We start from the raw sequence: 9,979 nt of genomic DNA on the forward strand, positions 1-9,979 counted from the left end.
ACCACGTCCAGGCGGAAGCCGTCCTCGTTCGCGGTCGGGTGCCCGGGCTCGTAGATCCCGTCGTAGACGCAGCGGCCCAGGTGCTCGACGAACGAGCCGAACAGCCGCGGATTCACGGGAGCGACCACCGCGGCCGGGTCGAGGGAGATGCGCGCGGTCGCGGGCGGGGAGACGGCGCGGGAGGCGTCGGTCATGGCAGAGCCTTTCTGGATCGTGCTGAGGTGAGCGGTGATGCGGGAGTCCCGGCGGCGGTCGGCGTCACTTGACGGAGCCGATGGAGAGTCCGCCCTGCCAGTACTTCTGCAGGGTGAGGAACGAGACGATCAGCGGGATGACGGAGATCAGGGCGCCGACGATGACGAGGTTCCACAGCGACTGGCCGCCGGTGTTGACCGACGCCTGGGTCTGCCAGGTGCCGAGTCCGACGGTGACCGGGAAGAGCTGCGAGTTCGAGAGCATCACGAGGGGGAGGAAGTAGTTGTTCCAGGTCCCGACGACGGAGAGCAGCAGCACCGTCACGAGTGCGGGGCGCAGCAGCGGCAGGGCGACGCGGAAGAACACCGTGATCTCGCCGGCTCCGTCCATCCGGGCGGCGTCGAGCATCTCCTCCGGCACCGCGTCCTGCGTGTAGACGCGCATGAGGTAGACCGCGAACGGGTTGAGCATCGACGGCAGGATGACCGCCCAGACGGTGTTGGTGAGCTGGGCGGTGCTGAACATGACGAACAGCGGGATGACCAGAGCCGTCGCCGGCACCATCACCGACCCCAGGACCAGCGAGAAGAAGGCGTTGCGGCCCTTGAAGGCGTAGGCCGCGAAGCCGTAGCCGGCGAGCACCGACAGCACCGTCGCTCCGAGTCCGCCGGCGAAGGCGTAGAGGAACGAGTTGCCGAGCCACTTCCAGTAGAGGCCGTTCGAGTAGGTGAACAGCGAGCCGATGTTGGTGAAGAACTCGAAGGAGTCGCCGAACCAGAGGGGGCTGACGGTGCCCGAGAACAGGCCGACCTGGTCCTTGGTCGAGGCCACGACGAGCCACCAGAACGGCAGCGCGAAGTAGACGACGAAGGCGAGCAGGATCACGTGCGGGAGCAGCTGGCGGCCGCCGCGGCGGCTCCGCGCCCGGACGGCGTCGTCGCGTCGCTGGACGCGGTCGCGCTTGGGGGCGAGCGAGAGGGTGCTCATGAGAGTCCGTTCCTCTTCTTGGTGGCCATCAGGAACAGGTAGGACCCGAGGAACACCACGAGACCCAGCGCGAAGGAGATCGCGGAGGCGTAGTTGAACTGGTTGTAGGAGAAGGCGAGCGTGTACGCGTAGATGTTCGGCGTGTACGACGCGTCGATCGAGCCCGAGGCCAGCGAGCGCAGGATCTGCGGCTCGGTGAAGAACTGCAGGGTGCCGATGAGAGCGAAGACGAGGATCAGCACCATCGAGGAGGAGATCATCGGGATCTTGATCCGCAGCGCCGTCTGGATCGCGCTCGCGCCGTCCAGGCGTGCGGCCTCGTAGACCGCGGGGTCGATGCCCTGCAGGGCCGCGTAGATGATGATCATGTAGTAGCCGGCCCACTGCCAGGTGACGACGTTGACCAGGCTGCCGAAGATCGAGTCCTTGCCGAGCAGGTTCGGCGCGTCGAGACCGAGCCAGCCGAACACCTCCGTGGCGGGCCCGAAGGACGGGCTGTAGAGGAAGCCCCACATCAGGGCGCCGATCACCGCGGGCACCGCGTAGGGCACGAAGATCATCAGCCGGGCGAACCGCGAGAAGCGCGAGGTGAGCGCGTCCAGCATCAGTGCGGCGATCAGCGAGACCAGCATCTGGATCGGGATCAGGATGAGGGCGAAGCGCACCACCAGCCAGACGCCCTCGAGGAAGAGGGGGTCCGAGAAGGCCTTGGCGTAGTTCGCGAACCAGACCCACTGATTGCCGGTGGCGACGGTCTTGTTCTGCAGGCTCAGGATGAACGAGTAGATCAGCGGCGTGATCAGGAAGACCACGAGGAAGATCCCGAATGGGGCGACGAAGACCCAGCCCCAGCGGGCGCGCCGCGAGGCGACCACTCCGGTGCGGGGCTTCTTCGGACGGGTCTCGGCCGGAGCGGCGCTGGCGGCGGGGGCGGGGACGACGAGGTTGGACATGGTGCTCCTTCGAGGAGGGACGGGGCGGCCGCCGCCCTCGCGGACGGCGGCCGCCGATCGTCAACCGACCGTGTAGCCCTGGCCCGCGGCGTACTCGCTGACCGCGGTCTGATAGGTCGAGAGGGCGTCCGCGACGCTCGAGTCACCGCTGTTCACGGCGTTCACCGCCTCGGTGAGCTTGTCGTAGGCGAAGTTCTGGAACGGCGAGACCTGGAAGCCCTGGTACTCCGTGGCGGCGGAGAGGAAGACGTCCTTGTTGATCTGCTGACCGCCGAAGAAGTCGTACTCGAGGTTCGCGAAGTAGTCCGACTCGAGGATCGGCTTCCACAGCGGGAACAGAGCGCCCTTCTCGATGCCGATCTTCCAGGCCTCCTCGGTGCCGAAGATCTCCTTCGCCACCGTCGCGGCCGCTTCCTTGTCCTCGGCCTGGCTGGTCACCGCGAAAGCGGATCCGCCGATGTTGATCTGGGTCGGCTCGGCACCCTCCCACTGCGGGACCGGTGCGGCACGCCACACGGCGTCGGTGTCGGCGCCCTCGAAGCCCTTCAGGTAGCCGGGCAGCCAGGCGGCGGCGACGACCGAGGCGTAGGTGCCGTCGACCAGGTGGGTGTTGTAGTCGGTGGTCGAGGCGTCCTCGGTGCCGACCAGGCCCTTCTGCACCAGGTCGCTCCAGTAGTCCATGACCTTCGCGCTGGCCTCGTCGTCGAGGTCCACCGTGACGTCCGTGCCGTCGACGGTGTAGGGCACCGAGCCGGCCTGCGCGAAGAGCGCCTGCTGGTAGGCGCGGCCGTTGCCGGGGAAGTCCGTCATGAGCGTGGTGGAGCCGGCGTCCTTGAGAGCCTGCGCCGCTGCGGCGTACTCCTCCCAGGTCGTCGGGACGGGGATGCCGTACTGGTCGAGGATGTCCTGGCGGTAGAGCATGCCGACGGGTCCGCCGTCGACGGGGATCGCGTAGGTGGCGTCGCCGCTGGAGACGTCGGCCCAGGCGCCCTCGGAGTAGTTGCTCTGCACGTCGCCCGCGCCGTACTCGGTGAGGTCGACGAGCGCGTCCTGCGGGATGTAGCTCTGCACGACCTCGCTCTCGAGCATGACGACGTCGGGTGCGCCCGAGCCGGCCTGCACGGCGGTGGTGAGCTTGGTGTACTCGTCGTTGCCGGCACCGGCGTTGCTCCAGCAGATCTGGACGTCGTCGTGGCTGTTGTTGAAGAGGTCGACGATCCCCTCGAACTCCGGGTACCAGGCCCACATCGTGACGACCTTGGCGTCCTCGTTCACGATCGTGTTCTCGCAGGTGGCGGCGTCGCTCCCTGCGGAGCAGCCGGTGAGGGCGGCCGCGGAGGCGGCGACGGCCACCCCCGCCGCGAGCATTCTCTTCGTGTGACGCATCATTGCGTGTCCTTTCGGATACGGCCGTCGTCGGCCGGGAAGGGGGGATCGTCCTGGAGCAGGTCGCTTGTACAACGATGGAAAACAACGTTGTAGAAATGATGATGCGGAGTTCGTCGGCGAGTGTCAAGAGCACGGCCGTCGTCCGCGACGCAACCGTGATCAACGGCGCTACGGCGCGGTCGACTCCCGCGACGTCACCGAGAAACCGGCCTCGTGCAGCGTCGGAGGCGCGAGGAGCGAGCCCTCGATCCGCCCCTTCAGCACCTCGACGGCGGTCTGCGCGATCTCGTCGCGACCCGGATCGATGCTCGACAGGCTCGGGACCGAGTACCGCGATTCGTCGACGTCGTCGAAGCCGATGACCGCGACGTCCCCGGGGATGCTCAGCCCCTGCACCTGCAGCGCGCGGATGGCGCCGAGCCCGAGGGAGTCGTTCAGGGCGAAGACGGCGTCGAAGTCGACCCCGGACTCCAGGACCCTGCACATCGCCGCGTTGCCGTTGGCGCGGTGCCACGGTCCGGAGTAGCTGACGAGGCGCTCGTCGTAGGCGATGCCCGCCGCCTCCAGGGCCTCGCGGTAGCCCCGCATCCGCAGCGCGGCCGAGCCGACGTCCTCGTTCTCGTGCGCCCCGAGGGCGACGATCCGCCGCCGGCCGGACTCGATCAGGTGGGTCGTCGCGGCGCGGGCGGCGGCGACGTTCTGCATGGTCACGTGGTCGAAGCGCGAGGTGAAGATCCTCTCGCCCAGCAGGACCAGCGGGTAGTCGACCGCGAGCGCCGGCTCGTCGGCCATCGCCATCCCCAGGGGGCTGAAGAGCAGCCCGTCCGTGAGCTGGCGCCGCGAGCTGCGCAGGACGTCCCGCTCGCGCTGCGGGTCTCCTCCGGTCTGCTCGATCAGCACGGTCAGACCCCGGTCGTCGGCCGCGCGCATGACGCTGTCGGCGAGCTCGGCGAAGTACGCCAGGCTGAGCTCGGGGAGCGCCAGCCCGATGACGTTCGTCCGCCCCCGCCGGAGGCTCCGGGCCGAGAGGTTCGGGATGTACCCCAGCTCCGCGATCGCGGCCTCGACCCGCTCGCGGGTCGCCGGCCGCACGTGCGGGTAGTCGTTGATGACGTTGGAGACGGTCTTGATGGAGACTCCGGAGGCCCGCGCCACGTCGTGCAGAGTGATCGCCATCGATCTCCTTCAGTCGGGACCTGCTGAACATACAACGTTGTAGCCGACTCTAGCGCTCCCCTGAACGGGTGCGCCGGAAGGCGCCGCGCCGCCCACGGACGGAGGCGGTCCCGACGATCGGACGTGCGGCGACCGCCTCAGAGGAAGTCGTAGTCCAGCTCGCCCCAGAGCTGCCGGGGGTCGGCGTCCCAGACCCCGATCGGCTCCCGCGAGCGCTCGAGCGCGTCGAGGCGGTCGCGCAGGTCGAGCGCGGAGTCGGTGCCGGCCCCGGTCCGCTCGCCCCGCAGCAGGAGCGGGACCCCGACGCCGATCGTCAGGACCACCACCGCCGAGGCGTCGGAGGACGCCGCGTCCGCGAGAGTGACGGTGGCCATCCGGCCGCGATCGGCCAGCGCCACCGAGTAGCGCAGAACGGCGTCCGCGGCCTCGTCCTCGAGGACGATCGCGCCCCCGGCGTACGACAGAGTCTTCATCTCATGCTCCCCTGGTGCTCTCGGCGGATGGACGAGGTCCGACATCGGGGACCAGGATGCGGTCCGCTCACCGTACGCCACCCGGCCGCCGCCGCACAGGGCGGCGCCGGAGGAGCGACGCCGACCGCACGCCCGTGCCGATCCGCCCTAGCCCCGGACCGACGCGCATGTTAGCGTGAACACCACCCGCCGGCCCCTCTTCGGCGGCCTGATCCCCCTCACCCAGGAAAGGTCTCGACGATGAGACGACGCTCCCCGGAGCCCCCTGCCACCGCGCCCCGGCGCCGTGCCCGGTCCCTCTTCCTCTCCGCACTCGCGTGCACGAGCGTCGCCCTCGGAGGCGCCCTCGTCCCCGTCACGGCCCAGGCCGCCGACGTGCCCGCGCCGACCGCGCACTACGACATGTCGCACGCCGGCTCCGCACTCCTCGACATCTCCGGCAACGGCCGCAACGCGACGCTGACCGGGCTCACCGACGCCTCCTTCGCCGACGCCGGCGGCGACCAGGTCGCCCGCTTCAAGTCCGACGGCTACGCGAGCCTGCCCAAGGGACTGGTCACCGGCACCGACAACGCCTTCGCCGTCGAGTACACGGTGAAGACGCAGACCACCGCCAACCAGTTCGGCTGGGTGATCGGCGACGGCGTCGGCCCCTGGAACACCACCCAGCTCGGCAACCACGTCTTCGTGAACCCGCGGAACCCCGACGGCTCCCCGAGCGGCCAGGTCCTCGCCGGCATCCGCGTGAAGGACAGCGGCAACGGCGAGACCCGGATGCCCTTCGGCGGCACCCTCAACCCCGGCTTCACCACCCTCACCCTCGTCGGCACCGGCACCGGCTCGAGCACCGCGCTGACCCTCTACCGCGACGGCGTGCAGATCTCGACGGTCACCGCCGCGAAGTCGATGGCGAGCATCGTCCCCTCCGGGAGCACGCTCGGCTACCTCGGCCGCTCGCTCTACACCGGCGACCCGCTGCTCACCGCGGACGTCACGGACGTGAAGTTCTGGGACACGGCGCTCACCGCCGACCAGGTCGCGTCGAGCATGCCGACCGCCGCCGCGAAGGCCGCCGCGACCTCGGCGCTGCTGCGCCCCGACATCCTGCCCGTTCTCCTGGCCGGCAACCCCTCGCTGACCGCCGTCTCGACGAACCTGACGCTCCCCGCGACCAGCAGCGGCGTCCCGCTCACCTGGACCTCCTCGAACCCCGCGGTCGTCTCCGGCACCGGAGTCGTCTCGCGCTCGATCGCGCAGGACACCCCGGTCACCCTCACCGCGACCACCGGCCAGGGCGCCGTGCTGACCTTCGACGTCGTCGTGCTCGCCCCGAGCATCAACGACGACCTCGACGCTCTGGTGCTCGCCACCCGCACCACCGAGAACCTGCCGCTCGCGGTCACGGGAGCCAAGAACGGCACCGCCATCACCTGGACCTCGTCCGACCCGGCGCTCGTCACCCCGACCAGCACCTCGTACACCGCCCCGGCGGTCGGCGCGGCCGACCCGTTCCGCGGCGGCGGCGTCGTCACCCGTCCGGCCTACGGCTCGGGCGACAAGCCCGTCACGCTGACCGCGACCGCGACGCTGAACGGCGTCACCGAGACCCGCTCCTTCACCCTCACGGTGGCCGAGCTCGGCCGCACCGCCCCTGACGCGGGCTACGCCTCGGCGTACTTCAAGTCCGACGGCGACGAGAAGATCTACCAGGCGGCGACCTCCGGCAACGACTTCTTCACCTTCTCCCCGGTCAACGGCGGCAAGGCGGTCATCACCTCGACGACCGACACCAAGGGCCTGCGCGATCCGTTCATCCTCCGCTCGCACAACGGCGACAAGTACTACATGGTCGCCACCGACCTCTGCATCTCCTGCGGCACCGGCTGGGGCGACGCGCAGTCCAAGGGCAGCCTCAAGATCGAGGTCTGGGAGTCGACCGATCTGGTGACGTGGACCCGCACCAACGGCGCCGACACCGGCATCACGGTCAACCAGCCGGCCGCCGGCATGACCTGGGCGCCGGAGGCGTACTGGGACGACGCGCTGCAGTCCTACGTGGTCTTCTTCTCCTCGCGCCTCTACTCCGACGCTACGAAGACCAACAGCGACAAGCTCTACTCCCGCGTCTTCTCGGTGATCACCCGCGACTTCCGCACCTTCACCCAGCCGCCCGCCACCTGGCAGGACACCGGCTACGCGCGGATCGACTCGACGATCACCAAGATCGGCGACTCCTACTACCGCTTCACCAAGAACGAGGAGGGCGGCGCCGCCGGCACCCTCGAGGCCGGGAAGGACATCTTCCTGGAGAAGTCGACGGTGCTCACCGCGCCGACGACCTCGTCGAACTGGAACGCCGACCCGACGAAGACCTGGCAGCTGACCGACACCAACATGACCAAGCTCGAGACCGGTCAGGACGGTGAGGGCCCCGAGATCATCAAGCTGAACGCGGGCGACCCCAACGACACCACCGCGAACGGCGACGGCTACGCCTTCCTCGTCGACAACTACGGCCAGGGCGGCTACAAGGCCTTCGTGACCTCGGGAGCCGCCATCGCCGGCAGCTCGCAGTCGGCCCGCCTCTCGAAGTCGGCCGACTGGAACGTCTCGACCAAGGGCGGCCTCCCGGCCAGCCCGCGGCACGGCGCGTTCGTCAGCGTCCCGCAGACGGTCCTCACCGCGATGAAGAACTGGACCGGCGTCACCGCCGTCGACTCCACCACGACCCTCACCGCCGACGGCCGCACGGTCACGGCGAAGGTCGCGGCGGCCGACAAGGGCGACGTCGCCGGCACCGTCACCTTCACCGGCGGCACCTGGAGCTCGACCGTCGCGCTCTCGGGCGGCTCGGCGAGCGCCGTCGTCCCGGCCGGAGTGAGCGGCGTCACCGCCTCCTACAACGGCTACGCCGACGCACTCGTCCGCACCTCGGCCTCGGCCGCGCTGCCGCTCGACACCCTCGAGCTCGCTCCCTCCGTCTCGACCCGCTGCATCGCCGGCAAGGTCGTGCTCACCGTGACCGTCAAGAACACCGACACCGCAGCGGCCGACATCACCGTCGACTCCGCCTACGGCACGAAGGCGTTCTCCTCGGTCGCCCCGGGCTCCTCCGCCTCGGCCGCGTTCACCACGCGCCTGAAGTCGACCCCCGCCGGCTCGGTCACCGTCACCGGCACCTCCCCCGGCCAGCCGGCCTTCGCCGCCACCCTCCCCTACCAGGCGGCCACCTGCTGACCCCCTGACCCCGAGGGCCCCCCTCCGCGCCCAGCGGACGGGGGCCCTCGTCGTCCCCCTCCGCGAGATGCCACTTGAGTACGCGACACGCCGATGGACGCGTACCGAAGTGGCATCTCGCGGTGGCCGTCAGGGCAGGTCGAGGCGGAAGCCGACGCCGCGGAGGGTGGTGATCGTCACCGCCGCGCCGAGCTTGCGGCGGAGCGCGAAGACGTGGACGTCGAGGGTGCGGGTGGAGCCGAACCAGTTGCAGTCCCAGACCTCGTCGATCAGGGCCTCGCGCGTAAGCACCGCCCCCGGGCGCCGGGCCAGGGCCAGCAGCAGGTCGAACTCCTTGGGTGTCAGAGGGAGCTCGGCGCCGTCGAGGTGCACGCGACGGGACGCCGGATCGACGACGACCCGGCCGAGCGACAGGGGCGGCGGCGGGAGGGCGACCGCGGACCGCGCCCCGGCCGCGCCGACCCTCCGGCTCACCGCCCGGATCCGCGCGATCAGCCCTCGGACGCCGAACGGCTTGATCACGCAGTCGTCCGCGCCCACCTCGAGCGCGGCGACGGTGTCGGCCTCGTCGCTCCGCGCGGTGATCACGATGATCGGGACGTCGGACCTGCGGCGCAGCGTCCGGCAGACGTCGAGCCCGTCCATGTCCGGCAGTCCGAGGTCGAGGAGCACGAGGTCCGGAGGACCGGAGTCGAGCGCCTCCCTGCCCGTCCGCGCCCGGACGACGGCGTAGCCGTACTGCTCGAGCACCGCGGTCACGCAGTCGGCGATCACGGGATCGTCCTCCACCAGCAAGATGAGCACGACTCACTGTGCCACGCCGGGCGGGCGAGCCGCTCCGCTGTCACGGCGTGACGGGCTCCTTCGACGAATGGTGCTCGATGATCTTCCACTCCCCGTCGATCTCCTCGTAGACGAAGGTGAACCGGGCGTGCACGAGCTCCCCGGTCTCCGCGAGCGCGAAGGTGTAGAGGCCGGTGTTCGAGGCGTAGCCGTCGCCGAGATCACGGACGACGCTCTCGTCGATCGTCCCCGTCGGCCGCTTCTTCAGGAAGGCGTCGAAGTAGCCGATGCGCTCGGCCGAGGTGTCGAGGACCCCGGGTGCGACGGTCGGCAGCAGCACCGCGTCGTCCGCGTACAGCGCGTCCACCTGCGCGGGGTCGCCGGTGGTGAGCGCCGCGTTCCACTCGTCGAACAGCCCCCGCACCTCGGCATCGGTGGGCGCGGCGACCGCGGCAGTGGCGGTCGCCGTGGACGCGGCCGGCGCGGGAGCGGCGCTGCACCCGGCGAGCACCAGGAGCAGCGCGGCCGGCGGCGCGAGCACAGCGGCGAGACGGCGGGACGGACGGGCACGAGGAGACGACATGGGATTCCCTTGACGACGAGAGGAGCGGCGGTCCGGCGACGCCGGCACTCCACACTCCGCTCCACCCCGTCAGCGCTCCGTCACCCCTGCATCATGCGCGCGTCACGATGGGGGGGGGGGGGGGGGGGGGGGGGGGGGGGGGGGGGGGGGGGGGGGGGGGGGGGGGGGGGGGGGGGGGGGGGGGGGGGGGGGGGGGGGGGGGG

Annotated in this window: 8 protein-coding genes and 1 pseudogene; 1 reads left to right on the forward strand and 8 read right to left on the reverse strand. The window is 70.4% G+C overall.

Going from position 1 to position 9,979, the window contains the following annotated elements; all coding sequences use genetic code 11:
* The 6 genes and pseudogenes from EDF22_RS20290 to EDF22_RS20315 all read right to left on the reverse strand — a co-directional run.
* Positions 1 to 194 (reverse strand): annotated as a pseudogene (locus tag EDF22_RS20290) (alpha-L-arabinofuranosidase); the annotation flags it as partial.
* A 64-nt stretch (positions 195 to 258) separates the two neighbouring features.
* Positions 259 to 1,182, reverse strand: a complete 924-nt coding sequence (locus tag EDF22_RS20295; RefSeq protein ID WP_123444558.1) for a carbohydrate ABC transporter permease — start codon at positions 1,180 to 1,182, stop codon at positions 259 to 261.
* Positions 1,179 to 2,135, reverse strand: a complete 957-nt coding sequence (locus EDF22_RS20300; protein WP_123706628.1) for a carbohydrate ABC transporter permease — start codon at positions 2,133 to 2,135, stop codon at positions 1,179 to 1,181. The genes EDF22_RS20295 and EDF22_RS20300 overlap by 4 nt, the downstream gene beginning before the upstream one ends.
* A gap of 60 nt (positions 2,136 to 2,195) precedes the next feature.
* Entirely contained in the window at positions 2,196 to 3,524 is a 1,329-nt protein-coding gene (locus EDF22_RS20305; protein WP_123706629.1) for an ABC transporter substrate-binding protein, read from the reverse strand.
* Between the two features lie 168 nt (positions 3,525 to 3,692).
* Positions 3,693 to 4,700: a LacI family DNA-binding transcriptional regulator gene (locus EDF22_RS20310; RefSeq protein ID WP_123706630.1), complete on the reverse strand. Its 1,008-nt coding sequence runs from the start codon at positions 4,698 to 4,700 to the stop codon at positions 3,693 to 3,695.
* A gap of 137 nt (positions 4,701 to 4,837) precedes the next feature.
* Positions 4,838 to 5,173: a hypothetical protein gene (locus EDF22_RS20315; RefSeq protein WP_123706631.1), complete on the reverse strand. Its 336-nt coding sequence runs from the start codon at positions 5,171 to 5,173 to the stop codon at positions 4,838 to 4,840.
* Between the two features lie 240 nt (positions 5,174 to 5,413).
* Between EDF22_RS20315 and EDF22_RS20320 the strand changes: the two genes are divergently transcribed.
* Positions 5,414 to 8,410 carry an immunoglobulin-like domain-containing protein gene (locus tag EDF22_RS20320; RefSeq protein ID WP_123706632.1) on the forward strand — a complete coding sequence of 999 codons (2,997 nt, stop codon included), beginning with the start codon at positions 5,414 to 5,416 and terminating at the stop codon, positions 8,408 to 8,410.
* Between the two features lie 129 nt (positions 8,411 to 8,539).
* Here EDF22_RS20320 and EDF22_RS20325 read toward each other — a convergent pair whose 3' ends face one another.
* Positions 8,540 to 9,214 (reverse strand): response regulator transcription factor, encoded by a 675-nt coding sequence (locus EDF22_RS20325; RefSeq protein ID WP_123444564.1) that lies wholly within the window; start codon positions 9,212 to 9,214, stop codon positions 8,540 to 8,542.
* A gap of 40 nt (positions 9,215 to 9,254) precedes the next feature.
* Positions 9,255 to 9,776, reverse strand: coding sequence for an SgcJ/EcaC family oxidoreductase (locus tag EDF22_RS20330; protein ID WP_123706633.1), 522 nt, complete (start codon positions 9,774 to 9,776; stop codon positions 9,255 to 9,257).
* Positions 9,777 to 9,979: the final 203 nt, after the last annotated feature.

The organism is Rathayibacter sp. PhB127, assembly GCF_003751665.1.
Lineage (GTDB): Bacteria > Actinomycetota > Actinomycetes > Actinomycetales > Microbacteriaceae > Rathayibacter > Rathayibacter festucae.